Origin of the sequence: Haloferax prahovense DSM 18310 (assembly GCF_000336815.1) — an archaeon.
In the GTDB taxonomy this organism is placed as follows: domain Archaea; phylum Halobacteriota; class Halobacteria; order Halobacteriales; family Haloferacaceae; genus Haloferax; species Haloferax prahovense.
Genome location: NZ_AOLG01000013.1, coordinates 75,563 through 100,994, shown reverse-complemented (window position 1 = coordinate 100,994; position 25,432 = coordinate 75,563). Strand labels below are relative to the sequence as shown.

Annotated in this window: 25 protein-coding genes; 15 read left to right on the top strand and 10 right to left on the bottom strand. The window is 66.5% G+C overall.

The features are described 5' to 3' along the window. The first annotated feature begins 146 nt into the window (after nucleotides 1-146). Nucleotides 147-1,349 carry a Cdc6/Cdc18 family protein gene (locus C457_RS07750; RefSeq protein ID WP_008093424.1) on the top strand — a complete coding sequence of 401 codons (1,203 nt, stop codon included), beginning with the start codon at nucleotides 147-149 and terminating at the stop codon, nucleotides 1,347-1,349. Nucleotides 1,350-1,487: 138 nt separating this feature from the next. Further along, complete coding sequence (locus C457_RS07745) at nucleotides 1,488-2,168, top strand: phosphoglycolate phosphatase (RefSeq protein ID WP_008093422.1); 681 nt, start codon at nucleotides 1,488-1,490, stop codon at nucleotides 2,166-2,168. 31 nt (nucleotides 2,169-2,199) lie between these two features. Here the strand turns inward: C457_RS07745 and C457_RS07740 are convergent, their stop codons facing one another. Beyond that, nucleotides 2,200-2,388: an HEWD family protein gene (locus C457_RS07740; RefSeq protein WP_008093420.1), complete on the bottom strand. Its 189-nt coding sequence runs from the start codon at nucleotides 2,386-2,388 to the stop codon at nucleotides 2,200-2,202. Between the two features lie 177 nt (nucleotides 2,389-2,565). Here C457_RS07740 and C457_RS07735 point away from each other — a divergent pair, with 177 nt between their 5' ends. Together C457_RS07735 and C457_RS19965 are read left to right on the top strand one after the other, a co-directional pair. Beyond that, nucleotides 2,566-3,120, top strand: a complete 555-nt coding sequence (locus C457_RS07735; protein ID WP_008093419.1) for a class I SAM-dependent methyltransferase — start codon at nucleotides 2,566-2,568, stop codon at nucleotides 3,118-3,120. Nucleotides 3,121-3,301: 181 nt separating this feature from the next. Continuing rightward, entirely contained in the window at nucleotides 3,302-3,457 is a 156-nt protein-coding gene (locus tag C457_RS19965) for a rubrerythrin-like domain-containing protein (RefSeq protein ID WP_008093418.1), read from the top strand. A 101-nt stretch (nucleotides 3,458-3,558) separates the two neighbouring features. On the opposite strand, the gene C457_RS07730 is transcribed toward C457_RS19965, so the two are convergent. Beyond that, on the bottom strand, nucleotides 3,559-4,527 hold the full coding sequence (locus C457_RS07730) for a DUF368 domain-containing protein (RefSeq protein ID WP_008093417.1): 969 nt from the start codon (nucleotides 4,525-4,527) through the stop codon (nucleotides 3,559-3,561). Between the two features lie 123 nt (nucleotides 4,528-4,650). Continuing rightward, on the bottom strand, nucleotides 4,651-7,785 hold the full coding sequence (locus tag C457_RS07725; RefSeq protein WP_008093416.1) for an oligosaccharyl transferase, archaeosortase A system-associated: 3,135 nt from the start codon (nucleotides 7,783-7,785) through the stop codon (nucleotides 4,651-4,653). A gap of 185 nt (nucleotides 7,786-7,970) precedes the next feature. On the opposite strand from C457_RS07725, the gene C457_RS07720 reads away from it, so the two are divergent. The 4 genes from C457_RS07720 to C457_RS07710 all read left to right on the top strand — a co-directional run bounded on the left by C457_RS07720 (nucleotide 7,971) and on the right by C457_RS07710 (nucleotide 11,276). Then, a complete protein-coding gene (locus C457_RS07720; protein ID WP_008093415.1) occupies nucleotides 7,971-8,690 on the top strand; it encodes a glycosyltransferase family 2 protein in 720 nt (239 codons plus the stop codon). Between the two features lie 18 nt (nucleotides 8,691-8,708). After that, on the top strand, nucleotides 8,709-9,242 hold the full coding sequence (locus C457_RS20875) for a sulfatase-like hydrolase/transferase (RefSeq protein WP_239640737.1): 534 nt from the start codon (nucleotides 8,709-8,711) through the stop codon (nucleotides 9,240-9,242). Then, entirely contained in the window at nucleotides 9,209-10,153 is a 945-nt protein-coding gene (locus C457_RS07715) for a sulfatase-like hydrolase/transferase (RefSeq protein WP_239640736.1), read from the top strand. The genes C457_RS20875 and C457_RS07715 overlap by 34 nt, the downstream gene beginning before the upstream one ends. Nucleotides 10,154-10,328: 175 nt before the next feature. After that, nucleotides 10,329-11,276: a hypothetical protein gene (locus C457_RS07710; protein WP_008093414.1), complete on the top strand. Its 948-nt coding sequence runs from the start codon at nucleotides 10,329-10,331 to the stop codon at nucleotides 11,274-11,276. A gap of 36 nt (nucleotides 11,277-11,312) precedes the next feature. Here the strand turns inward: C457_RS07710 and C457_RS07705 are convergent, their stop codons facing one another. Beyond that, nucleotides 11,313-12,011: a CatB-related O-acetyltransferase gene (locus tag C457_RS07705; protein ID WP_049905203.1), complete on the bottom strand. Its 699-nt coding sequence runs from the start codon at nucleotides 12,009-12,011 to the stop codon at nucleotides 11,313-11,315. Nucleotides 12,012-12,145: 134 nt separating this feature from the next. Between C457_RS07705 and C457_RS07700 the strand changes: the two genes are divergently transcribed. Both C457_RS07700 and C457_RS07695 read left to right on the top strand, forming a co-directional pair. Further along, nucleotides 12,146-13,069 carry a glycosyltransferase family 2 protein gene (locus tag C457_RS07700; RefSeq protein ID WP_083864266.1) on the top strand — a complete coding sequence of 308 codons (924 nt, stop codon included), beginning with the start codon at nucleotides 12,146-12,148 and terminating at the stop codon, nucleotides 13,067-13,069. Nucleotides 13,070-13,348: 279 nt separating this feature from the next. After that, nucleotides 13,349-14,107: a hypothetical protein gene (locus tag C457_RS07695; RefSeq protein WP_008093412.1), complete on the top strand. Its 759-nt coding sequence runs from the start codon at nucleotides 13,349-13,351 to the stop codon at nucleotides 14,105-14,107. A gap of 57 nt (nucleotides 14,108-14,164) precedes the next feature. Here C457_RS07695 and C457_RS07690 read toward each other — a convergent pair whose 3' ends face one another. Beyond that, entirely contained in the window at nucleotides 14,165-15,508 is a 1,344-nt protein-coding gene (locus C457_RS07690) for a sulfatase-like hydrolase/transferase (RefSeq protein WP_008093410.1), read from the bottom strand. 101 nt (nucleotides 15,509-15,609) lie between these two features. Here C457_RS07690 and C457_RS07685 point away from each other — a divergent pair, with 101 nt between their 5' ends. The 3 genes from C457_RS07685 (at nucleotide 15,610) to C457_RS07675 (ending at nucleotide 20,025) form a co-directional block, all read left to right on the top strand. Then, a complete protein-coding gene (locus tag C457_RS07685; protein WP_008093408.1) occupies nucleotides 15,610-17,022 on the top strand; it encodes a sulfatase-like hydrolase/transferase in 1,413 nt (470 codons plus the stop codon). Between the two features lie 114 nt (nucleotides 17,023-17,136). Then, nucleotides 17,137-18,534: a sulfatase-like hydrolase/transferase gene (locus C457_RS07680; protein ID WP_008093406.1), complete on the top strand. Its 1,398-nt coding sequence runs from the start codon at nucleotides 17,137-17,139 to the stop codon at nucleotides 18,532-18,534. A gap of 48 nt (nucleotides 18,535-18,582) precedes the next feature. Next, nucleotides 18,583-20,025, top strand: a complete 1,443-nt coding sequence (locus tag C457_RS07675) for a lipopolysaccharide biosynthesis protein (RefSeq protein WP_008093404.1) — start codon at nucleotides 18,583-18,585, stop codon at nucleotides 20,023-20,025. Nucleotides 20,026-20,088: 63 nt separating this feature from the next. Here the strand turns inward: C457_RS07675 and C457_RS07670 are convergent, their stop codons facing one another. Next, entirely contained in the window at nucleotides 20,089-21,159 is a 1,071-nt protein-coding gene (locus C457_RS07670; protein ID WP_008093402.1) for a glycosyltransferase family 4 protein, read from the bottom strand. Continuing rightward, entirely contained in the window at nucleotides 21,156-22,310 is a 1,155-nt protein-coding gene (locus C457_RS07665) for a glycosyltransferase (protein WP_008093400.1), read from the bottom strand. The genes C457_RS07670 and C457_RS07665 overlap by 4 nt, the downstream gene beginning before the upstream one ends. Before the next feature lie 111 nt (nucleotides 22,311-22,421). On the opposite strand from C457_RS07665, the gene aglJ reads away from it, so the two are divergent. Beyond that, nucleotides 22,422-23,330 (top strand): S-layer glycoprotein N-glycosyltransferase AglJ, encoded by a 909-nt coding sequence (gene aglJ, locus C457_RS07660; protein WP_008093398.1) that lies wholly within the window; start codon nucleotides 22,422-22,424, stop codon nucleotides 23,328-23,330. A 58-nt stretch (nucleotides 23,331-23,388) separates the two neighbouring features. Here the strand turns inward: aglJ and C457_RS07655 are convergent, their stop codons facing one another. After that, nucleotides 23,389-23,715: a hypothetical protein gene (locus C457_RS07655; RefSeq protein WP_008093396.1), complete on the bottom strand. Its 327-nt coding sequence runs from the start codon at nucleotides 23,713-23,715 to the stop codon at nucleotides 23,389-23,391. Between the two features lie 138 nt (nucleotides 23,716-23,853). On the opposite strand from C457_RS07655, the gene C457_RS07650 reads away from it, so the two are divergent. Continuing rightward, nucleotides 23,854-24,066, top strand: a complete 213-nt coding sequence (locus C457_RS07650) for a ribbon-helix-helix domain-containing protein (RefSeq protein WP_004976972.1) — start codon at nucleotides 23,854-23,856, stop codon at nucleotides 24,064-24,066. 63 nt (nucleotides 24,067-24,129) lie between these two features. On the opposite strand, the gene C457_RS07645 is transcribed toward C457_RS07650, so the two are convergent. Both C457_RS07645 and C457_RS07640 read right to left on the bottom strand, forming a co-directional pair. Continuing rightward, nucleotides 24,130-24,645, bottom strand: coding sequence for a hypothetical protein (locus tag C457_RS07645; RefSeq protein ID WP_008093392.1), 516 nt, complete (start codon nucleotides 24,643-24,645; stop codon nucleotides 24,130-24,132). Beyond that, the gene (locus tag C457_RS07640; RefSeq protein ID WP_008093390.1) at nucleotides 24,645-25,331 is read right to left on the bottom strand and encodes a hypothetical protein; all 687 of its coding nucleotides are present in this window, start codon (nucleotides 25,329-25,331) and stop codon (nucleotides 24,645-24,647) included. The genes C457_RS07645 and C457_RS07640 overlap by 1 nt, the downstream gene beginning before the upstream one ends. Between the last annotated feature and the right edge of the window lie 101 nt (nucleotides 25,332-25,432).

Sequence of the window (25,432 nt, the reverse complement as noted above, 5' to 3'; positions counted from 1 at the left end):
CGCCGGCAACGAACCTCTCAACTGGCTTTGAAGCGCCCCGGACGGCCGATTTTCGTGTTTCATGTTCTCATTTCTCAGGGGAGATGTCGGTAGTGGTCGATTTTTACGCGTGCGCCGGATACCGTCTGCTACGGACTTTCCACGCCATGCGCCTCGAAGACAGAATCACCAGGCGACGCCGCCGCGGCGGGACGAGACGGCGGCTCGTCCGGGACCTGAACGCGCTCGACCCGACGGTCCACCCCGACGAGCCGACCGGCCGCGGGCCGACGCTCGAACGCATCCTCGACCACCTCGACCCGGTGTTCGACGGCGACCTGCCGTCCGACGCCCACGTCCACGGACCGAAGGGAGCCGGGAAGTCGGCGGTCGTCGCGACGCTCTTCGGGCACCTCTCCAGCGCGCTCCCCTCTCAGCGGTCGGTCATCCACACCGCCACGCGCACCGCCGCCACACCGACGACCTCCTTCGCCTACGTCGACTCCCGCGACGCCTCGACCGAGTTCGCGCTTCTCCACGCGGCGCTCGACGCGCTCTGCGAGGAGCCGGTGCCATCGCAGGGCGTCGGCGTCGAGGCGCTTCGCGAGCGGCTCACAGACCGGGTCGCCCACGACGAACACGCGGTCGTCGCCGTCGACCACGTCGACGAACCGGAGACCTACCCCGCGGCGACGGCGGTCGAGACGCTCTCGTCGGTATCGCCGCACGTCTCGGTGCTCACCGTCGGCCGCGACCCTCGAAGCGACGCGAGCGAGCGCGACGACGGGGACGGAGCGACCGACGCCACCGACGCGGCGTCCATCGCGGTGCCGGCCTACGAGCGCCACAGCCTCGTGGATATCCTCGTCGCGCGCGCCTCGGACGGCGTCACCCGAAACGCGCTCCCGCACGAGGCGACGCGCGAGGTGGCCGAGTGGGCCGACGGCGACGCCCACGACGCGCTCTCGGCGCTCTACGGGGCGGCGACGCTCGCCGCCGCCGACGGCGGGGACGCCCTCGACACCGAGTACGTCTGCGCCGGCATCGACGCCGTCCCCGACGACGGCTGTTCGCTCGGCCGCGTGTTCGCGCTCCCCGAGAGTCGCCGGCGCGTCCTCCGGGCGTTCGTCGCGCTCGACGACGAAGAGACGGCCTCCGTCTCGGCGGCGACCGAGAACATCGCCGCGTCGCCGCGGGTGTCGCTGTCGCCCGCGACCATTCGGCGCGTCCTCTACGAGCTTTCTGACCTCGGCATCGTCCGCCGCGTCTCGGACTGCGACTCCACCGACGGGCCGGGCCGGCCGGCGACGCGGCCCATCCCGAACTTCTCGACGCTGGCGTTCCGCGGACTGGACGACGCCGAACGCTGAGCCGAGGGGGCGACGACCTGCGTGACCTGCGAGAACGGGACCTTCGTGACCCGCGAGAGCGACGACCCGCTCGGGCCGTCCTGCGGCGCGCTTCTCCCCGACCGCTGAATCTTTTTCCCCCGTCTCCCAACTCCGGGTATGGTTCCGCCGCTCGTACTCGACATCGACGGGACGCTCACCGACGCGCAGGGCCGCCTCGACCCGCGCGCGTTCGAGGTGCTCCCGACGTGGGACGCGCCCGTCATCCTCGCCACCGGCAAGGCGTTTCCCTACCCGGTCTCGCTGTGTCACTACCTCGGCCTCCCGCAGACCGTCATCGCGGAGAATGGCGGGGTCGTCCTCGCCGACGGCGAGGTGACGTTCACCGGTGACCGCGAGGCCGCGCAGGCCGCCGCCGACGAGTTCGTCGCGCGCGGCGGCGACCTCGGGTGGGACGCCGCTGACACCGCGAACCGCTGGCGCGAGACCGAACTCATCGCTCGTCTCGACGCCGACGAGGCGCTCCTCCGGGAAGTCGCAGACGAGTTCGACCTCGAAGTCATCGACACCGGCTTCGCCTACCACATCAAGACGCCGGGAGTGGAGAAGGGCGTCGGCCTCGAACGCATCTGCGAGACGATTGACTACGACCCGGCGGACTTCGTCGCCGTCGGCGACAGCGTCAACGACGCCTCGACGTTCGCCGTCGTCGGCCGGTCGTTCGCCGTCGCCAACGCGGACGACGTGGCCAAGGACGCCGCCGACACCGTACTCGAACAGTCGTACATGGACGGCACGCTCTCGGTACTCGAATCGCTCCGGGAAGAAGACGCGGCGTAGCCGCCGGCCGCGCGCGCAGTTCGTCGGCGTCTCAGGCCGGCTCTTCGAAGGGAGCGAAGCGGCCGTTGATGTCCCACTCGTGGATGCAGTAGGGGCTTCCGACCCGTTTCTCGCCGTCCTCTTCGGCGACGACCCACGTCGCGGTGTCGTCGTCCCAGCGTTCCACCCGACCGCAGCGCTCGCAGACGCGTCGCGTCGGTCGTCGAAGTTGGGGTTCCATACGTGTGAGACTGACTGCCGGGCAAAAAAGCCCATCGCCGTCGGCAGTTTCGCGGTCGACCCGTCCGGTCCGCACCGCTCGCCACCGGAGCGAACCCACCGGGTCGGTTGTGCACACGACGAACACGCGTCTTCCGGAACCGATGGGACTTACGGGTCGGGGTGCGGAGTGATTCGCATGGGCTTTCACACCTTCGACGCCGACAGGGCGGCGAAACTCGACGACCCCTCGCGGTTCCGATTCGTCTCCCGGGAGGAACTGCTCTCGCACCTCGGCGTCGCTCCCGACCGGGTCGTCACCGACCTCGGCAGCGGCACCGGCTTTTTCACCGACGAGGTCGCTCCCCACGTCGGCACGCTCTACGCCGTGGACGTACAGGAGGTCATGCACGACTACTACCGCGAGAAGGGTGCGCCCGACAACGTCGAGTTCGTCACGGCCGACGTGGCGACCCTCCCGTTCGACGACGACCACCTCGACGCCGCGTTCTCGACGATGACCTACCACGAGTTCGCCACCGACGACGCGCTCGCCGAACTCGCCCGCGTCGTTCGCCCCGGCGGCACCGTGGTCGTGGTCGATTGGTCCACATCCGGCTCGGGCGAGGACGGGCCGCCGCTCGACGAGCGGTTCGGCCTCGGCGACGCCGTCGACGCGCTCGAATCGGTCGGCTTCACGGTCACCCATGGCGAGACCCGACGCGAGACGTTTGTCTGCGTCGCCCGGCGCTGACGCGGCGGGGTCGGTGAAGCGCCACCGTCCTCCGAAATCCGGCAGAACTGAACAGTACGGTGTTCTGATGCGGATTCTATTTTCGGTCGGGGCTCTTCTACGGCATAGAATATTAACATACTAGAGTAATTTGGGGAATATCAGGACAACGCTTACCACGAAAACCATGGTAAAATATACCATGGCATTGCATAACTCAGTCATCGACGACTATCACCCGACAGAGGGGTACTACGAGTGTCGCTCCTGTCGCACGCGGACGGTCAGCGCGACCCACCTGTCGAAATGTCCCGACTGCGGGGGGTCGGTTCGTAACATCGCCGTCGCCCGCGAGTGAGATTCGCCGCCGCCCGCACGACTCCGTGAATGTATCGGTCCGAACAGACAGCCGACTTCCTTCTCACCGGGTCGCCGTGGCCACCCGCCGCGACGGCCCGCTCAGGATTCGATGATGCCCGTGTACCGGTCGACGAGTAGGACGACCGCCGCGCCGACGACCGCGGCCACGGCGAACGCGGCGTAGAGTTCGGTCGACCACGACCGGCCCGCGTCGACGAGAGCGTTGGTGCTCTCGACGACAGGGGCGCGGAGCGCCCCGACGATGAGGCTCACGAGGAACGCCAATGTCGCCCGGCGGTGGTGTTCGAGCGCCCAGCGGACGACGTGCGCGATGCTGAACAGGCCGACGACCGCCCCGAGCATGAACGTGATGACGACCGTCCCCGGTTCGACGATGACCGACAGCGATGCGCCGCCGGCGATGTCGATGAGGCGGTCGATGAACGTGTTGAGCGCCGCGTTCATGTACTCGTACTGGCCGAGAATCAACAGGAGAAGCGACCCCGAGACGCCGGGGAGAATCATCGCGCTGACGGCGATGCCGCCGGCGACCGCAATCGCCGGGAGCGAGTGCCCGAATGCGCCGCCGCTCCCGCCGGAGGCGACGAAGGCGATGACGAACCCGGTGACGGCGGCCGCGATTTGCCGCGGGCCGTCGAGCGAGACCTGCGCGTACAGGACGACCGCCGACGCGGCGATGAGCCCGAAGAAGAAGCCGTAGGTGGGGACCGGCGCGTCGTTGAGCGCGATGTGCAGCACGCGCATCACGGTCACGATGGCGGTGGCGATGCCCGCGCCGAGCGCGAGCAGGAAGCCGACATCGACCTCGCGCATCGCCGCGATTGCGTCGGCCCGGCGTCCCGGGACGACGACGCCGAGAGCGCGCTTGATTCGGCCGGGCGTGATGGCCGTCACCGCGCTGATGAGCCGTTCGTAGATGCCCGTGATGAGCGCGATGGTGCCGCCCGAGACGCCCGGCACGGCGTCGGCGGCACCCATACAGACGCCCTTCAGGTAGATGAGAAGCCACGAGAAACGGGATGTCGTCCCGTCTGAGTTCCTCGACATTTCGTTGTCGGATGCTCTCTCGGGAAGGATATCAGTCCACCGCTCTGCCGGTCGGCGGCGAGAAGAGAAACGCGTCGAAACGGCGATCAGCGACCGGGCGGCAGCCCGGCCCGGTTCGAAACCTTACGCGGCGACCGAAACCGCGCTGGCGTCGACTGATGCCGAGGTCGATGCCGACTCGTTCGTCTGCGAGTCGTCTGAATCGGAGTTCTCCGTCAGGTTGAACTCCTGTTCGTTCCGTTCGAGAGTGACCTCTACGGCACCGTCTTCGGCACCGTTGACGAGGCCTTCCTCGACGGCGACGTTCTGCGCCTGGTAGCTGACGATGGTGTTGTTCCCGGCGAAGGTCGTCGGCCCGGTGAACGTGTAGTCGCCCGTCGCGCGGACGTCGACGTTCGTGTAGCCGTTGTCCGGACCGTACTCGTCGTAGCCGGTCGTGGAGTACGGGAGCGTCATCGTGAACTCACCGTCGGCGTCGGTCTGCGCCTGCTGCGTGTACGTGAAGTTCGTACCAGTTGTCTGGTCGCGCATCTGGACGCGAGCGGTCACCGTCGCGTTGGCCGGGGCACCGCTGCCTTCGACCGTCGCGCCGGGGACGCGCTCGAACGTCTTGACCCACGAGGGGTTGTTGGGAACGAGCGCCTGCGCTTGGATGCCGTAGGTGTTGCCCGCGCGGATGAGCGAGTTCTGGTAGGACCCCGAACGGAGCGCCGAGTTGTTCGAGGACTTCACGAGGCGGTAGTGTTCGAGGGCGGCGACGCGTTCCTCGGGGAACGTGCCGATGCCACCGATCTGCGAGGTCGGGTCGTTCGCGACGTACTCCTCGGCGGCGGTCATATTGTCGAACACTCTGACCGCCTGCCCGTCAGACGGCGTCACCTTGAACGTGGTCTCCCCGTCGGCGGACGTTCGTTCTTCCCAGTCGACGACGATGGGCGACGCCTCACGGGCGCTGCCGTGGTACGCGTAGAGCCGGACCATCAGGCTCTCGTAGTACCGCTGGTCTTTGAGGCTCGACACAGCGGCGACTCTCGTCTGTCCCTCCTGCTCCTGCAGGCGGTACATCGTACTGTAGAAGTCGGACGTGGAGACGTTCGACTCGTCGTAGAAGACGGTCGGCGCACCGAACTTCGAGTCGGTCGAGGCCATCTGCCAGTCGACCATGACGTAGCGGGTCTCGTTACCCTCCTCGCTCATGTCGGCGAGGACGTCGGAGGCCTGCTCCTCGTTCGGCGCGAGGAGGAAGTTCGCGGCCTCGGTCGCGCCCTGCTGGAACGGATTGGCGTTCGGGATGCGCTCGCCGAGGACCGTTATCCAGTGACCGTAGTCCCACCACGACATGACGCCGTACGTTCCCTCGGCGTAGTCGAAGTCGTCGGTTCGTTCGTAGGTTCCGTAGTAGTCCATCTCGTTGGATGCGCCGCCGAACTGCCCCTCTTCGGGCGTGCTGTTCTGCATCCACTCGAAGCTGTCCTGCCACTGCGTCACCGTGCCCGGTCCGGTCTGGGACGACTGGAGGGCGTTGCTGCTGGTGCCGGCGTTGCCGAGTTGAATCGGCACGACGAGCACCGGGGTGAGGACGAGAAGCAGGGCGATGGCGACGACCGCGACCGTCCCGTACGACACGTCGTCGAGGCGGTCGGTGCCGGCGAGGTCGATGATACCGAGCGAGAGAATCTCGCGGAGGAGGTACGCGTTCATCACCGCGACCACGACCGCGAGGTAGTAGTTGAAGCGGACCTGCGTGAAGGCGGCCGAGGTGATGATGGCCGCCCAGACGAGGACGAACAGGTGTTCGCTCTCGTAGTCGGCCTGCAGCACCGCACCGACGATGAGGGCGCTCGCGATGGCGAGGCTGACGAGCGAGGATTCGAGGCCGAGGAGCCCGCCGATGCCGGCCGGGATGGCCGGAATCAGGAAGATAACGCCGAAGACGGCGAGACTGCCGGCGACGTAGCCAATTTTCCGAGTGTCGCCGTCGCGGACGAGCGGCTTGCCGACGAGCCAGATAGCACCGACGAGGCCGGTGAAGAACGTGAAGCCGTACTCGGACATGATGCGCTCGGTCGCGGTCATGCCGCTGTTCTGCAGGACGCTCGCGGCGATGAAGGGCTGTGCCTCGCCGATGGTCCGCGTCGCCGCACCGGCGCTGAAGCCGACGGTGCGGAGGAAGTTGACGCTCACCTGACGGAAGGCGTCGGGGAGGACGACGGCCGTACCGATGACGGCGACGAGGCCGAGGGCGGCGACCGCAACCGGGTAGCCGCGGTCGTCGACGTCGTTAGACTCCCACCACCGGGCCAGCGCGGCGAGGAACACCGCGCCCGCGCCGATACCGAAGGCGAACACGGGTTGGAGGAGGCTGAAGTTCGTCACGCTGAACGAGAAGTCGGTGAGGGGGACGAACATCAGGAGGCCGGTGACGAGCATCGAGACTGCACCGACGAATGCGACGTGTTCCGGGGACTGACCGCGGACGTAGTCCGCGACCATCTGGAGGACCAGGTACAGGCCGAAGATGCCGACCAGGAGGATGCCCGGCGGCCACGCCCACATATAGAGCGTCATTCCCACGCCCGCGAGCGCGGACCAGATGAGCGTGGAGCGGAGGGCGTCGAAGTCGCGGGCGGCGACGAGTTCCCAGACGGGCTTCTCGCGGTTCGCCACCGAGAGAGCAATCATGATGGCGACGACCGCGAAGCCCTGGAAGAACGGCTCTGCGATGTTGTGGTCGGCGAAGCCGACGAGGCCGCGCTGGAGGAACGTCCCGGGGAGTAACGCGAGGATGACGACCCCGAAGACACCGCCAAGCCGACCGCCGAGGCGGCGACCGATGAGGAACGTCGGGATAGCGACCAGTGCCCCGAAGACTGCCGGCGCGACGAGGAGGGCCTTGGCCACGAGGTCGGGCGACGGGCTACCGAGTCCGACGACGAGGGCGGCCGTGGCGATAATCTGGTCGTAAATCGTCCCGAACTGGCCGACGCTCGTCCCGTACGGGAAGTACGTCCACGGGTCGAACGGCATCGTCGACGGCCAGTTTTGGACGGTGTACGTCACCTCTCGGAGGTGATACCAGGCGTCGTTCCCGGAGAAGAGGACATCACCGTCCCTGATGAAAGTACTATACGACCGAAGGCGGACGGCCAACATGGCGACCAGTATCACGAGGAGGGCGGGAACGTGATACCAGTCTTTAGCGAGTTCGAGGACCGACTTCGAGTCGGGGTCCTCGATACGCTCTGTGTCTGCGCTCATCGCTTCGATGGACTGGGAAAACCCGCATAAGCCTTATGACTCGGTTTCACCGCCGACACGGGCTATTTCCGGGAGAGACTCGATTCTGCGTGGGTTCGCGGCCGTCTCGTCGCTGTTTCGCGGCCGAGCGAGGCCGACCCGCGCGAACGACACTCTTTATACGGGACCTTCTGATAGCACTCAGTATGGCCGACGGGGATACGGAAGACAGGAGCCACGAGGGTGCGCCGTACCGCGACGACACGGCGCGGGCGCTCGACGTGACCGCCACGCTCTCCAACGCGTCGCTCGTCGTCGCGAGCAACCGAGAGCGATGTTACTCCAGTGAGACCGCCCCGGAGTGGCTCGACGTCGTCGTCCGCACCGACAAGGGCCGCAACTACGCGCGAAACAGAGCCATCGAGGAGGCCGAAAACGAGTGGATAATCGTCGCCGACGACGACATCACCTTCCCCACTCGGCTCGCGGCACACCTCGTCGACTCGATGCACGAGTTCCAGGTCGTCGGGCTGGAGGACTTCTGGCCCATGCGGTGGACGCTCACTCGATTCATGATATTTCACCGAAGCCTGTGGGAACGCGTCGGCGGCTTCGACGAGCACCGTGAACACGGCGGCGATACCGACTTCGCGATTCGTGCCGAGAAGGCCGGCGCGGAGGTTCACCGCCTGCCCCGTCGCATCGTCCCGCACCACGATACCGAGTCGGACTTCGACGTGGGGACCCACCTCGAATGGCTGTTTTACCTGTTCAAGCGCCACCCGAAGCAGGTCGCGGTCCCCGCGCTCAAACTGGCGCTCGCGAAGGTGAACGTCATCTCCCCGTCGAAAATCGAGTACGACGCGTCGTGGGCCGGTGACGTTTTCTCGCTCAGCGACGCCGACGACGCACCGCTCGAACACTGAGTTTCAGACCTCCGAATCATGAATATCCTACTCCTCATCATGGACAGCGTCCGTGCGAGCAACACTAGCCTGCACGGCCACGAACACCGGACGACCCCGTTCTTGGAATCGCTCGCCGACGAGGCCACGGTCTACGAGACCGGTATCAGCCCCGGCTCGTGGAGCCTGCCGAGCCACACCAGCATCTTCACCGGCTACCACGTCGCCGAACACGGCGTCACCGGCGCGAAAAACAAGCTCGAACCCGGACACACCATTTTCGAGCGGCTCGCCGACGAGGAGGGCTACTCGACCGGCATCTTCTCCGAGAACACGTGGGTCACCGAGATGGACGTGGGACTGAAAGAGACCTTCCAGACCGTCGAGGGCGCGCGGAACATCCCGTACGTCGAGGGTCTCGACCCGAGCAACTTCGTGCTCACCGAGGGACAGGGCAACTACGCCGGCTACCTCAAGCGGTGTCTGTCCCACGACCACCCGGCGAAATCGCTCGCAAATGGGGTCGTCACGAAGCTCGCGTGGGACTACCCGCAGTACCTCCCGACTCGCTGAAGGCGACTACACCCGCGGACGTGTACGTCGACCTCTTTCTGGACTGGGAGGAGACGCGGAACGACTCGTGGGCCGCCTGCATCAACCTCATGGACGGCCACATGCCGTACGAACCCCGCCCGGAACACGACAACTGGGGCGGGAAACGCCTCCAGAAGCTCCAACAGGACGTCGACGACCAAGTGTGGGAGTACCTCGGTGGCCACCGACCCTGGTGGGAGAAACGCGCCATGGAGGGGCTGTACGACGGAACCATCCGACAGATGGACGCCCAAATCGAACGCCTCGTCTCGACGCTCAAAGAACGCGGCGAGTACGAGGACACGCTCATCGTCGTCACCGGCGACCACGGCGAGGGCTTCGGCGAGAAGAGTCAGGTCAAGCCCGATGTGCGACTCGCCGGCCACGGCAAGGACGTACACGAGGCGGTCCTCCACGTCCCGCTCGTCGTCAAGTTCCCCGGGCAGGCGGACTCCGAGACGGTCTCCGCGGCGGCCTCGCTCACCGAGTTCCCGCGCGTGGTCGACGCTGTCCTCGACGGCGAGTGGGACTGCGACGCGTTCGTCCCCGACGACGGGGCGGTCGTCGCCTCGACCCACGGCCTCGACGAACCCTCACAGGCGCTCGCCGAGGAGTTCTGCGGGTCCGTCATGCCCTACGGAGGCGTCTCACGGACCGTTTACGAGACGACCGACGAGGGCGTGGTGCAGTATCAGGCCTGGGAGGACGCCGCCAGCACGGTTCGCATCTTCGACGCGAAGACCGCGTGGAAGGCCGCCGATACCGACGACGGCGTCGTCTCGGAGACGTTCGGCGCGTTCGACGACCTCGGCGTCCGCGAGGAGAGCGAGGGTATCGATGCCGCCGAGGGCGCAACGAAAGAGCGCCTGAAGGACTTAGGTTACCTGTAGCGGGGCGTCTGCGGTTATACGGTCGCTCTCAAGTCCGACCCGTCGACGAAAGCGGATACCCGGGTAGCGGGGCGTCTACGGTTATGGGGTCGCTGTGACGGCGGGTCGCCGTCGCGGCCCGTCCTGTTCCGAAGCCATAGAAAGTTTTTCTTTGGTCGGTTGGGTCCGGTCCTCTATGTCGAACGCATTCGACCGGATCAAATACGGCCTCTCGCAGATCGCCGAGAACGGCCGGAGTTTGAACTGGTGGCGGGGGACGCTGATGCGGCGGGGAAACGGGGCGATTCAGACGAAACTGTATCCGGGCAGGCGCGGAATCGACGTGGTCGACGCGGATTGGGACACGCTCGTCGTCCTTGACGCGTGCCGGGCCGACCTCTTCGAGGAGTTCGTCGACCTCGACCAGTTCGACGACTACCGCGCGGAGACCAGTCGAGCGAGCGCGACTCCCGAGTGGCTCCCGGTCTCGTTCCCCGACGAGTACGGCGACATCGTCTACGTCTCGGGCAACCCGCAGGTCTCGAAGAAGGTGCCGGACAAGTGGCACAAGCTCTTCGAAGTGTGGCAGGACGCCTACGACGACGACGTGGAGGCGATTCTCCCCGGACCCATCATCGACGCCGCGATTCGAGCGCGCGAAGAGTACCCGGACAAGCGGCTCATCGTCCACTTGATGCAACCGCACGTCCCGTTCGTCGGCCGCCCGGACCTCCACTTCTGTACCTACCAACTGTTCGAGGACTTGGACATGGACGGCGACGACCGCGCCGGAAACGTCTTCGAGGCCGCGGCCAAGGGCATCGTCGACGAAGAAGAGATGTGGCAGGCGTACGGCGAGAACCTGACCTACGCGATGGACGAGGTCCAACGGCTCATCGACGCGTTCGACGAGCGCATCGTCCTCACGTCCGACCACGGCAACGTGGTCGAAGCAAAGTCGTGGCCGCTGCCATTCACCTACCACCAACACCTGCCGTACCACCGCCACCCCGGCCTCGTGACGGTCCCGTGGGCGGTCCTCGACGGCGAGCGGCCGACTATCACCGACGACGGCGTCGAGTCCAGCAGCCGCGCCACCTCCGCGGAGGTCACGGAGCGCCTGGAGAATCTCGGCTACAAGTAATCAGCCGGGGTTCCGATTCGAATTCGTCCGGCAGTCTCACCCGAGCACGTCGGAGACGCTCTCGATGCTCGTGAGGTCCGTCTCGAAGAACTGCCTGTTCTCTGCTACCTTCTCCTCCGACCAGTTCCACCACGCCGTGTCGAGCAGTTCCTCTCGGATGTGTTCGTCGAACCGCCACTTCTTTCGTTCGGCGGGGACGCCCGCGACAACCGCGTAGGGCTCTACGTCGCTCGTCACGACGGCCCCCGCGCCGACGATTGCGCCGTGGCCGATAGAGACTCCCGAGAGGACGGTCGCGTTCGAACCGATCCACACGTCACTCCCGACGTCGATGTCTCCTTTCGAGGTCCACGCCAACTCGTCGCCGGTGACCTGTCGGTACAGTTTCAACTGCAGCGTCGGGTTCGCGGTCGTGTGGTTCTGCGACCGGAACTCCGCGCCGGGGGCAACGGCACAGTATCGTCCGATATCGACGGTCCCTCTGAGTGTGTTCCGACCGTTGAGATTCGTCCCCCGTCCGAGACCTACCGTCCCGTTGAGTACGCAGTCGGGACCGACGTGCACGTCGTCACCGAGTGAGATATCTCCTCGCATCGAACAGCCGGATTCGATGCCGACGTTCCGCCCCCGTGAGAAGTTCGTCTCCGCGGGCGACTTGTCGATGAGCGTCGTGGCAATCTCGGGGTAACCAAGCCGCGAAACCACGGATTCGACAGTCGTCTTTACGCTCCGCATTGTACGGAGTCTCCGCGTGGTGCTATATCAGCCTTGCCCCCCAGTTATCAATGTTGATAGAGAATGGCGATGAGCACGCGACTGCGATGACGACCGGACAGTTGATTTTTAACCTCGTGTGGGGCACTCTGAGTATGCCCAGTTCCCCTCGCTACTCCATCGCGGTCTGTAACTACAACATGGCCGAGACCATCGAGGAGTCGCTTCGGAGCATGGTTGAGCAGGTCGACGAGGAGCTGTACGAGGTCGTCGTCGTCGACGGCGGTTCGACCGACGGTAGCCGCGATATCCTCCGCGAGCTGGAGGCCGAATTCGACAACTTGCGGGCGGTCCTTGACCGGTCGGACGAGTGCGACTGGCTCGGCGGGGACCGAAACATCTCCTTCGAGGAGTCCCGCGGCGAGTACGTCCTCGAATCGCTCGACACGGACGACTACTACCACGAGGGGGTCATCGAGGACTTCGTCGAGATATTCCACGCGCTGGAGGCGCAGGTCGACCGTCCCTTCTTCCTCAGCGGGCGCGGGATGAACATCGCCCCCCGCGGACTCCTGCTCGACGTGCCGTACTACGACGTGGGCGGCGCAGAGGACCGCGACCACTGGCGACGGCTGTACGCCCGCGACGCGCTCATCTGGCTGGACCACGGTCACGTCTCGGACTCGCTGGGCTACGACTTCGACCTGCGCGGCGAAATCAGCCGCGACATCCACGGGAAGATAACCGACTTCCAGTCGGGCGTCTCCTTCTGGAGCGCGATTCGGTGGACGCTCCACCACGAACACCACTACATCTTCGAGCGGCCGCGGAGCCTCCCCCGAGAGGTCCTAAAGCGCCTCTACGACCTCGCGACGTTCCCGTACGCCTACCTGAAATCGCTCCCGCTCGAACGACACGAGGCCCCGGCGGAGTTCCAGCGGAAGGGCGCGCTCGAAGCGCGCATCGCAGCGACGCGGATGACGCTCCCCGAGATGGAAGCCCACTACGGCTTCCAGGTCGACTGCGACGAGTTCAGCGAGGCGGGCAGGAAGGCGTTCTGCGAATACGCCGACACGTGACCGACGCTGGTCTCACACCGACCGGTAGGATACCCGGTTTCTAATTATCAAACTGTATTTCTGTGGAGAAACGTTCAAACCCCCCTGAAAGGAGTGTACCCTATGGGGCTTGGCGATTGGGTATCTAACGCACGGTGGTACTATCAGAATCTGAATCTCGGGACCGCGGCGAAAGTCAGCGCCGCGGAGCTACTGGGGGGCGCGGTTCGGCGGGCGTATTCACGCGCTCCACGACTTGGGAGACCGATATACGAGCGGGACTGGGACGCGCTGATTATTTTGGACACGTGCCGTCCCGACGCTCTCGAAGCGGTCGCATCGGGGTACGATTTCCTCCCCAACGGTCGCGTCCCGACGGCCACCTCGCTCGGGTCGAACTCCCGCGAGTTCATGCGGTACAACTTCACCGAAGAGTATCGCGAGGAGATGGATCAGACGGCGTTCGTCACGTTCAACCCGAACTCTGACGCCATGCTCGACCCCAACGACTGGTTGCTGTTGGACGAGGTGTGGCGGGACGCCTGGGAGGCCGACATCGGGAGCGTCCGGCCGCGGACGGTGACGAACCGCTCGATAGCGGCTCACCGCGAACTCGATCCAGCGCGAACGATTATCCAGTACCAACAGCCGCACACGCCGTACCCGCACTTCGAGAAGCACGACTGCGGGGCGCTCGCCATCGAGGACGACGCGAACGACCGGTCCGGGATATTCGGCGCGATTCTCGACGGAAAGATAACTCGTGAGGAGGCGTGGGAGGGCTACCTAGACAACCTACGCTGGGCGCTCGACGACCTCGAACTCCTCCTCTCGAACCTCGATTCGGAGCGGGTGATAATCACGTCGGACCACGGCGAGTGTTTCGGCGAGTGGGGGCTGTACGGCCACCACAAATCGACCCCAGTCCCGGAACTCATTCGCGTTCCGTGGGTCGTCACCGAGGCGACTGACGAGGGAACCCACGAGCCGCCCGCCGCATCCACCGATCCCGACGATGTCGGGCTCGACAGCAAGCTCTCTTCGCTCGGCTACCTGTAGCGTCCCGTCGTAGCGGGACGACACCACGCTATCGCCGCTGGCGACGTCTCCTCGCGGTCAATCCATATATCCGAGTTCTTCGAGTCGCTTCTGTACGTCCTCGCTCACGTCGTCGGCCTCCGGGACGCCCTCGGTCGTCTCGCGCAGCAGGTGCGGCGGAATCTCCGACCGGAACGAGGCACAGCGGTCGGGGTGGTCGGCCGCGACGTTCTCGCGCTCTTTCGGGTCGGCGCGGAGGTCGTACAGTTCGTCTTCCTCGCCGTCGACCGCGATGTACTTCCAGCCGTCCTCGCGGACGCCGACGACGGGGCCGGCGTCGCTGAACGATCCGGTCGAGACGACCCGCCGGGGACCGCCCTCGAAGAGGTCGGTCCCGCGGAACGCGCTCGGTGGTTCGACGCCGTGGTTTCGCGCTACCGTGGGCGCGAGGTCGAGCAGTTCGCGCTGTTCGTCGACGACCCCGCCGTCGCCCCGGTTGGACTTCACCACGAGCGGGACGTGCGTCAGTTCGTCGTAGGGGCGGTTCCGGTGGTAGTAGTTCCCGTGGTCGGCGAACTCCTCGCCGTGGTCGGCGGTGAGGATGATATCCGTCTCGTCGTAGCGGCCGAGCGACTGCAACCCGTCGAGGAAGCGGTCGATGTGGTCGGACGTGTACCGGATATCAGAGTCGTAGAGGTCGACGATTCGCCGACGCTCCGCTTCGGTCACGTCTTCGGGGTGGATTCCCGCCTTGGACATGAGACGGCGAATCTCCGACTCGTCGGCGGGCTCGCCGTACGCCGGGTCCTCGAGGTCGATGCCGTAGGGGCGGTGTGGGTCCATGTAGTGGACCCACAGGAAGAAGTCGCCGTCGACGCCGTCGAGCCACTCCAGGGCCCGGTCGGTCGTCTTCTCGGCGTTCTCGTACACCGTCTGCTCCATGATGAGCGACGCTGGGAAGACGGCCTCCTGAATCCGTTCGGCGAGGGGACGTATCCCGAGCGACTCGACCGTCGGACGGACGAGGTCCATCGTCCGCCGAAACAGCCTGTGGGCCGCCGACGGCGACCCCGAGTCCTCGGAGTCCATGATGCCGAAGTCGTCGAAGTGGTCGAAGTCGGCCGGGCGGGGGACGCGGCTCGCGAAATAGGTGTTCGAATGGATGCCGGCGGTCGATACCTCGTCGGGGAGCGGAGAGGCGATGTTTGGCCCGTCGCGAGCGTGCTCGTCCCCGCGGTACCGGGAGGTGAGAAGCGACGGAACCGAAATTCCCGTGTTGGTCCCGTTGGCGAAGGCGGCGGTGAACAGCGTCGAGTCGTCGTCGAGCAGGCGGTCGAGGACCGGAAGCGTGTCCCGCTGGTAGCCGTACTGGCCGACGTGGCCGGCCCGGAGCGCGTCGACGGTGATCAACACGGTGTTCATTGCTTCGGTGGTGTGGCAGGTGCGTTCAAATATCTGTTGCTCAGCGGTCGGCGCACTCGAAGGTGCTATAACCTCCGGCGAAGAATCGCCGACAACCCGAAATGAGAAACGTCGTCCTCATCTGCCTCGACACCGTCCGGAAGGACTACTTCGACCGGTTCGCCGAGCGGTTGCGCGAGCGGGCCGACGCCTCTTTCGACCAGTGTCGGGCTGCGAGTGGCTGGAGCGTTCCGAGCCACGCGAGCATGATGACCGGGAAACTACCGCACCAACACGGGATTCACGTGTACAACCGGGATTTCTCAGGGCTCCGTCGGGAAGACACGTTTCTCGCTGACCTCCCGGACCATCGGGCGTTCGGGTCGAGCGCGAACGTCTACGCCAGCGACGCGTTCGGCTTCGACCTGCTTTTCGACGACTTTACCAGCGTCTCGCCCGACCGGCGGTTCCCCGATGGCATCGACGCCGAAAAGTTCGGACAGGAGTGTGAGGAGACGGGGCTCGCCCGCTACCTCGCCTTCCTGAAAGCCTCGCTCGCCAGCGACCACCCGGTCCAGAGCCTCGCCAACGGCGCGCTCGTCGAGTTCGACCGACAGTTCGCCGAGCTCCCCGTGCCGAAGCCGCTCGACGACGGGGCAAACATCGTCGCGCGCGAGGCGGTGAAGCTCGTCCGCGAACACGGCGACGCAGACCCGTTTTTCATGTTCACGAACTTCATGGACGCCCACGGTCCGCTCACCCACGTCCGCGGCTACGACTCAGACCTCCACGACGCGCCGTACTCGTGGACGACGGGCGAATACAGCACCCACGAGGTCAACGTCTCCGGCAAACTCGAAGAGAACCGGGAGCACATCGAACACACCCGCGGGCTCTACGGCGCGGCCATCGACTACCTCGACCGCAAGGTGTGTTCGTTCGTCGACCGCGTGCAGGCTGAGACGGACCGAGAGACGACGTTCGTCATCACCGCCGACCACGGCGAGAACCTCGCGTTCGAGGCCGACGGCGGCCTCCTCGCCCACAAGGGCGTCCTCACGGAGGGGCTGCTCCACGTCCCGCTTCTCGTCGTCAACGCGCCCGAGGGCTACGACGACAGCGAGACCGGCTACTTCTCGCACGTCGACCTCGGTCGCTTGCTCGTCGGACTCGCCCGCGGGGAGACGCCCGACGTGTTCGAAGCGCGCATCGCCGCCGAGCGAATCGGCTCCAACATGGCCGCCGACGCGTCCGAGGCGGAGCGCCGCGAGTGGGACCGCATGATCCGCGTCGTCTACGACGGGGCCGACAAGTACGAGTGGGATTCCAACGGGACTCGGCTTCGCCACCGACTCGACCCGGATCGACCGAACTGGCAGGAACTCGCGGCGGAGGACGTCGACGTCAGCGACCTCGACGAGGCGTTCTTCGACGTTCCGCTCGACGAGTACAAGCGCGAGGCCGTCACCGCGAGCACCGACCACGACGTGGACCAGACGACGAAGGCGCGCCTGAGCGACCTCGGCTACATCTGAACAGCTGACGCGCCGGTCGGCGACCGCTTCCTCCCGATTTCGGGCGGTTTCGGCGGCGATTTCGGTCCCGAAGAACCTTTCTATGGCCGCCACATCACCCACCTGTACCGACGTATGAGAAATGTCGTCCTTATCTGTCTCGATACTGTCCGAAAGGACTTCTTCGATTCCTTCTCCTCGCGGCTCCAGGAGCGGGCGGACATCGTCTACGACCAGTGCCGAACCGCCAGCACCTGGAGCGCCCCGAGCCACGCGAGCATGTTCACGGGGACGCTCCCCCACGAACACGGCGTTCACGCCTATCACCGCGACTTCTCGGGTATCGGTCGCGACGACACGTTTCTCGCCGAGCTTCCGGACCACCGCGCGCTCGGCGTGAGCGCCAACGTCTGGGCCGGGTCGTCGTTCGGATTCGACGGCTTCTTCGACGAGTTCTCCAACATCTCTCCCGACCGGCGTTTTCCCGAGGGCATCGACGTGGCCCGGTTCGGCCAGTCCTGCGAGAAGACCGGCCTCGGGAAACAACTCGAGTTTCTCAGGCGCGCGCTCGAACACGACAAGCCGGTCCAGAGCCTCCTCAACGGCGCGGCAGTCCAGGTCGACAACACGCTTGCGACCGCGCCGGTTCCGAAGCCGATGGACGACGGCGCGAAGACGCTCATCGGGCAGGCAAACCGCCTCGTCGGCGCGTCCGACGAGCCGTTTTTCCTCTTTACGAACTTCATGGACGCCCACGGTCCCCTACGGCACATCCTCGGCTACGACGGGAGTCTCCACGACGCGCCGAACTCGTGGAGCTCCGAGCGCCTCGACTGGTCGCGAATCGTCGCCGAGGGCAACGAGACCGAGATGACGCGCTACCGCGACCTCTACGGCGCGGCCATCGACTACCTCGACCGCAAGGTGTGTTCGTTCATCGACGAGGTGCGGGCGGCGACCGACGAGGAGACGACGTTCGTCGTCACCTCCGACCACGGCGACAACCTCGCGTTCGAGGCCGACGGCGGCCTGTGGGGTCACACCGAAAGCAGCCTCAACGAAGCGCTGACGCACGTCCCACTCGTGGTCGTGAACGCGCCCGGTGAGGGCACCGACGTCGTCGACGGCTACGTTTCGCACCTTCGGCTCGGCGACCTCCTCGTCGGCCTCGCCCGCGGGGAGCGCCCCGACGTGACCGGCGCGCGGATTCCCGTCGAGCGAATCGGCCACAGCGGCAAACAGCACAAGCTCGCCGAACAGGCGCGGGACACGAACCGGATGCTCCGCGCCGTCTACGACGGTGACCGCAAGTTCGTCTGGGCCGACGACGGGAGTCGAGAGTCCTACCGTCTCGACGCCGACCGCCCGTGCTGGCAGGCCGAGACCGACGAACCGTTCGACGCCGAGTCGCTCGACGACTCGTTCTTCGAGACGCCCGTCGCCGACTACGCGGAGCGCGCCCGGTCCGCCGAAGACGAACTCGGCGTCGACGGCGCGACGGCGGACCGCCTCCGCGAACTCGGCTATCTCTGACCCAGCCGTGACTGACTACTCCCTCGCACGCCGGTCGTTCAGCCTCCCATGAAAAAGACAGACAGCCTCTCCATCGGCCGCGAGGCGTTCCTTTCCCTGTTTTCGAAGGTCCTCACCGCCGGTACCGGTTTCGCCGGCGTCGTCATCTTTGCGAACCTCCTCGGCGACGTCGGCTGGGGAACGTACCGGACCGTCCTCGCCGCCGCATTCGTCCTCACGCAGGTTCCGAGCGGTATCGGTGCGGCGGTGAAAAAGCGGGTGAGCGAGGTCGGCGTCGAGCCCGGCTCCTTTTTCGGGACGGCGCTCCTCGCGCACCTCGCGTTCTCGCTCGTCGTCGCCGGCGCGTACGTACTCCTCGAACCCTACGCAGTCGACTACTTCGGAACCCGCGAACTGGCCGTCGGCGTGGTGCTCGTGGTGGTGTCGCTCGGACTGTTCAACATCGCGAACAAGCTCTACGCCGGCACGGGTCACCCGGCGGTCTCCTCGTGGGTCGACGGCATCCGGAGCCTCCTGACCATCGCGCTCCAGCTGCTCTTTTACTGGCTCGGCTTCGAGGCGTTCGGGCTCGTTCTCGGTCTGGCCATCGCGACGGTCGGAACGGCCGTCCTCGCCGCGGTCCTCTCGCGCGTCCTCCCCGCGCGCCCGACGAAACGGGTCGCAGAGCGAATCTACGACTTCGCCCGGTGGAGCGTTCCGACCTCGATGCTGTCGAATTTCTACTCTAGCGCCGACGTGCTCATCATCCAGGCGTTCGTCGGCCCGGCCTCGGTCGCGTACTACTCGGTCTCGATTCAGCTCGCCCAGCCCGGGGCGATGTTCGCGACGACCATCGGAAACGTGCTGAACGTCAAGTCGAGCGGCGTCGACTCCGTCGGCGGCGACGTGCGGTTCGACCTGATAAACTCCATCTCCTACGCGGGGCTCATCGCGATTCCGGTCTTCTTCGGCGCGGCCGCGATGCCGAAGGAGTTGGTGACGACGCTGTTCGGTAGCGACTTCGCCAACACGCCGGTACTCGTGGTCGTCGGAATGACCCTGTTCCAGATCGGCAATGCCTACCGCCACCCCTTCGAGGCCGTCCTACAGGGCACCGACCGCCCGGAGCTCGTCTTCCGGGTGAACAGCTTCATCGTCCTCCTGCACCTCCCGGCCGCGGTCGCGCTCGGGAGCGTCTACGGGCTCGTCGGCGTCGTCGCCAGCACGGTCGCCGCGGAGGTCGTTCGACACGCCGTCTTCCAGTACGTCGCCCACCGCGAGTTCGGCGGCGTCGTGTTCACGCGTCCGATGCTCGAACAGACAGTCGCCGGCGCGGTCATGTTTGCCCTCGTCTGGTCGGTCCTCGAATACGCCGTCTCGATTACCGGATGGGTCTCGCTGCTGCTCGTCGTCGGGTTCGGTGCCGTCGCATACTTCACGGCGCTCCTCGGACTGAGCAGCCACTTCCGCGAGACGGTCAGAAACACGGTCCCCGGGCTCTCGGGCGAGTAAGCGAGCGACGCCGGCGTCGAGGGCCGCCGCATCGACTCAGCCCGACCCGACCCGACCCGGTTCTCAGTGCGCCGCGTTCCAGCCGCCCCGACAGACCGTGTCGTAGACCGCGGTCGTCCGCTCGACCACGGACTCCCACGCCGGAAGCGGTTCCGCCGGCGCGTCGAGGTCGACCGCGCGCTCGATGCCCGAAACGAGAGCCGCGGGGTCGACGCCGACGCAGTCGTCGCGGTCCGCCCAGTCGACGAGCGCCCCCGCGTTGCGGACGACGCACGGCGTTCCCGAGGCGAGCGCCTCGGCGACGGTCATCCCGTAGGCCTCGAACTCGGACATCGTCACAAAGGCCGCCGCGCCGGCGTACAGCCCCGGTAGATCCTCGTCGGCGACGAAGCCGAGGAAGTGAACGCGGTCTTCGACGCCGACCTCGCGGGCGAGTCGCTTCAGCTCCGGGCCGTAGTCGCCGGAGCCGGCGACCACGAGGTCACAGCCGAGGTTGGGGAGGGCTCGAATCACGTGCTGAACGCCTTTGTACTCCTCTAACCGGCCGACTGAGAGGAGGTAGGTTCGGTCCGCCCACTCGGGGTCGGGCGACGCCTCGGCGAACCGCGCCACGTCGAGACCGTTCGGAATCACCGTCGCCTCGACCCCGAAATCGTCTGCGAGTCGGCGGCGCTCCCAGTCGCTCACGGCGATGCGGGCGTCGGCGCGGCGGAGCGCCCACCCGCCCGGGGCTCGGTAGACGGACAGCAGTTTGTCCCGCAGGTCGGAGGCGCTCCCGCCGTGGTAGTGCGGCGTGGCGACGAAGGGGGTCTCAGCGACGCCGAGCGCCGCGAACAGGAGCGGAAGCGAGTGGTAGTTGTGGGCGTGGACGAGGTCGGCACCGCGGGCGAGGCGGCGCACGGTCGCCAGTATCTCCGGGGCGACGTGGAACGCGCCGCCGGGGGCGACGCCGGGGTGTCGAATCACCCGGACGCCGTCTCGGTACTCCGCCGAGCGGGTGAGTCCCTCGGCGTCGGCGGTCAGGACCGTCACGTCGTGTCCCGCCGCTGCGAGCCGGGTCGCGAGCTCGGCGACGTGTGCCTCGACGCCGCCGGTGTGCGGAGGATACCGCGTCGTGACGTAGAGGACGTTCATTCGAAGTACTCCCTCGACTCGCGGTCGAGTTCCCACGTGCCGTCGCCCTCGTCGCGGAGGAGTTCGACCGCGGCGACGAGCAGCGACACCTGCGAGTCGAAGACGGCGTACAGTGGCTGGAGCGGACCGAGGCGTTCGGACTGGCCGGCCCACGCGAAGGCGGCGACGGCACCCGGCACGGCGAGGCCGAGCGGCCCCGCGAGGAGGACGCCGGCAGCGGTCGCCAGCACGACGGTCGCCGCGAGCAGCCACGGCGAGACGACCATGAACCACCAGTTGAACGGGAGGACGACGGTCCCGTAGAACCCGTAGCGGCCGAGCATGTCTCGGTTCTGGACGAGGAGTTTGAGCAGGCCCATCGCCCGGCGGTCCTTGCGCTGTCGGCGCTTCGAGAACTTAGAGACGCCGGACTCGGTGAACGCCATCGCGGGGTCCATCACGACGCGCTTACCGGCCCGGCGGATGCGAAGCGCGAGTTCGGTGTCATCGGCGAGGGAGTCGGGGGCGATGGGGACGAAGTCCTCGGCGCGGAACGCGAAGCAGGGGCCGTGGAAGATGAACGTCGAGTCGAGGTGGGATTCGAGGCCCTGAATCTTCGTGAGGATACCGCGGTAGTCCGATTCGACCTCGCTGTCGCCGAGGACTTCGGACTGTTGGCCCGTCACCGCGCCGATGGTCGGGTCCGAGAGGTTCCCCGCCGCCTGCCGGAGCACGTCCGGTGCGAGCTTCGAGTCGGCGTCGGTTCGGAAGACCAGTTCGTTGCTCGCCGCCGCGAACGCCTCGTTGAGGGCGGGTGCGACTCCCCGGCGCTCGTCGTCGTGGAGGAGCGTCAGTTCGGGTGCGTCGCGTCCAGCGAAGAAGTCGCGGACGACCGCGGGCGTGTCGTCGTCGCTCGCGTCCGCGACGACCACCTCGACTTTCTCCATCGGGTAGTCGAGCGCGAGGATGTCTTCGAGCTTCGCCTCGATGATGCTCGCCTCGTTGTAGGTCGGGAGGACGATGCTCACGGTCGGTTCGTCCGGGGACTTCCGGGCGGGCGACCCCGAGGTGTCGACGACCCGGAGCAACGCGAGGTAGACGAGGTAGGGGACCCCCGTCAGAGAGAGGAGTCCGAACGTCGCGACGAGGAGGCGACGGAGGCGTGCGCGCATGGAATGTGGTTTTCCCACCAAGAATAAAAGTGCTGTAGGTTGCTCTCGCCCCGCGGATTCGCGGGGACACATCCAGAAGTCCTTTTATACTGTCCGCTGGATGTCCCGCTGATGGACTACGCGGACGTTTGCGTCCTCGTCCCAACCTACAACGAGGCGGAGACTATCGCCGAGGTCGTCGCCAGCTACCGAGACGAGGGGTTCCACAACGTCCTCGTCATCGACGGCGACTCCACAGACGGGACGCGGGAACTCGCCGAGGAGGCCGGCGCGCACGTCGTCGTACAGCGCGGGAGCGGGAAGGGACAGGCGGTCAGGGAGGCGGTCGAAGAGCACGTCGAAGCGACGTACGTCCTGATGCTCGACGGCGACGGAACCTACGAGGCGGGCGACGCGACGAAGATGCTCGACCCGCTCACCGAGGGGTACGAACACGTCATCGGCGACCGCTTCGCCGACATGCGGCCGGGCGCGATGACGCGGCTGAACAAGGTCGGAAACCGCATCATCAACCGGGCGTTCGCGTTCATCCACGGGCAGGACTTCCGCGACATCCTCAGCGGCTACCGCGCGTTCACCCGCGAGTCGTTCCTCGACATGACCCTCACCTCCGACGGCTTCGGCATCGAGACGGAGATGGCCGTCGAGTGTGCGAAACGCGGCATCGAGACGACGGTCGTCCCCACGACGTACTACCCTCGACCGAACGGGTCGGACACGAACCTCAACCCGGTCCGCGACGGCGGTATCATCTTCCTCGAACTGTACCGCCGCGCCAAGACCAACAACCCGCTTTTCTACTTCGGGAGCGTCGGGCTCACGTCGACCGCGACCGGGGTCGGCCTCGCCGGCTACGTCGCCTACGAGTGGTTCGTCCGCGCTATCTCCCACGAGGTCATCGCCGTCGTCTCCGCGGCGGGCATCCTCTTCGGCGTGCAACTACTGATGTTCGGCGTGCTCTCGGACCTCATCCTCTCGTTACACCGCGAGCAGATGAAACGAATCGAAGAACTGGAGTGAGCGTCGGCGTCGGCTCGCGCCGGGCCGTCGGAACCGGGTGAATCGACCGAGACCGCCTTCAGAACGGGACGAGCGAACGGAGCCGACCCATCAGACTCTTCGACGCCTTGGCGCGGAACTCCTCGAACACGGGGTGGAGCGTCTCCAAGAGGTCGCGGCGGGAGTCGAACCGGTCTTTCGGCGCGGCGGCGAGGGCGTCGCTTATCGCGACCGTGTTGCCCGCGGCGTCTATCGGCACGGCGACGTCGTCGAGCGCCCGCGCAATCTCTCTTGCGTCTGCCGGGTAGTCGATGTCTGCGGCGTCGACGTCGGCGGCGAGCGCAGCAATACCGAATTCGATTGAGTCCGGCTCTGACGTATCGTTTTGGGGCGGTCTCGCGGCCATCGAACGTGTATAGGATGTCCCGCATGGAAAAACCCCCGACCTTCGGTGATACCGCCGGTGAGCGCCGAAAAACCGCGACGGGCGTTTGGTTCGTGACCCACCGTTGGGGTTAACCCCGCCCGGAGCCACGTTCGAGCCATGACCGAGTACACGACGGTCTCGATACCGAAGGAGTTGGCTGCTCGCGTCGACGACACGCTCGAAGGAACCACGTTCTCGAGTACGAGCGACCTCGTCCGGTTCCTCCTGCGCAGCATCGTCATCCAACACGAGCGCTCCGGCGGCGACCTCTCTGAGTCGGAGTTCCAGGAGATAGCGGAACAGCTGACCGACCTCGGCTATCTGCGGTAGTCGGCCGAGGCGAGCGGCCGCCACCCGCGGGCCGGCAGCGCCGGCCGGCCGAACGGGGTCGGCTCAGTCGAGTTCTTCCCGCGGCGGTTCGGCGTCGAGCACGACGAGTTTCAACTTCCGCCCGGCGCGGTCGAAGGCGGCCAGCGTCCGCCCCTCCCACGGGGGAACGGCGAGGAGCACCACGGCCGCGAGGTCGTCGCGCTCCGTGAGTTCGAACGGCCCCTGCGGGTGGGTGAGAAAGCGGGCGCGGCCGCGGCCGGCCGGCGTCCCGAGGTCCATCCCGAAGACGGCGCTCACGGACTGGCCGGCCTCGGCCATGTAGAAGTGGGTGAGAACCGGCGTCTCCGGGTCGAGACCGAGGTCGTCGTCGAATTCGCCGGCGGGCGTCGGTGCGAGAACGAGGTTCATGGACGCCGGCTCGGCCTCCTCGGCCATATCGAGCAGCACGTCGACGAGCCCTCGCGTGACGTGGACTCGCTGTCGCTCCGACTCGTCGACCGCTCTATCGGTCGCGCGGTCAGACTCAGTCTCGGTGCCGGGCGTGGTCTCGTTGCCGACGGCGGTTGTGTCGTCTGACATCAGTTCGAGAGCATCGAGGTGAGCGACCGGAGGTAGGCGCTCGGGAGGTTTCGTCGGGCGTTGCCGAGTGCGGTCCGGAGTTCGTCGCCCGCGTTCACGGGTACGCCCGCGCCGTGGCCGACGAGTAGCCGCTCGGGGTCGTACCGGGAGAGCACGCGCCGCGGTGGGAACGGCCGGAGCATCGGGTGGACGCCGAGGTGCTCGCCGCGGGCGCAGAAGTAGCCGACCGTGCCGACCGATTCGGGGACGACGAGCAGGTCGTACCCGTCGTGATAGAAGCCGACCTCCTGCCACGGCGGGACGGAGCGGTCGACGAGACGGAACGCCTCGAAGCCGGAGTCGGCGAGGTCGGCCCCGAAGCGTTCGACGGTCGCGTCGAGTTCGTCGGCGACGCCGGTCATCCACGAGGCGACGTAGACCGGTACTTCGTGGCGGTTGGCGATGGCCGCCGAGTCGCGTTTGTGTCGGTCGAGTCCGACCACGACGCCGGCCACGTCGCCGAATTCGGCGAACAGGTCGTCGACGCCGGGGGCATCGACGGGGTCGAACAGCCACACGTCGCCGTCGACTTCGACGGCGTGACTGGCCCGCTGCATCGTCTCGTCGGGGTACGCGAGCCATCCGACGCCGTGGTCCCATCGGTCGATTTCGCGGAGGTCGGAGGTACCGCGACCTTTCATCGGCATGCCAGTATCGTGGGGCGCGCGGCGCATAAGAACTCTCCCCGCGGCCGATGCGCCCGGTTCTGGTCGGTTCGTTCCGTTCGTCGGGACCGCGGAGACCGCGA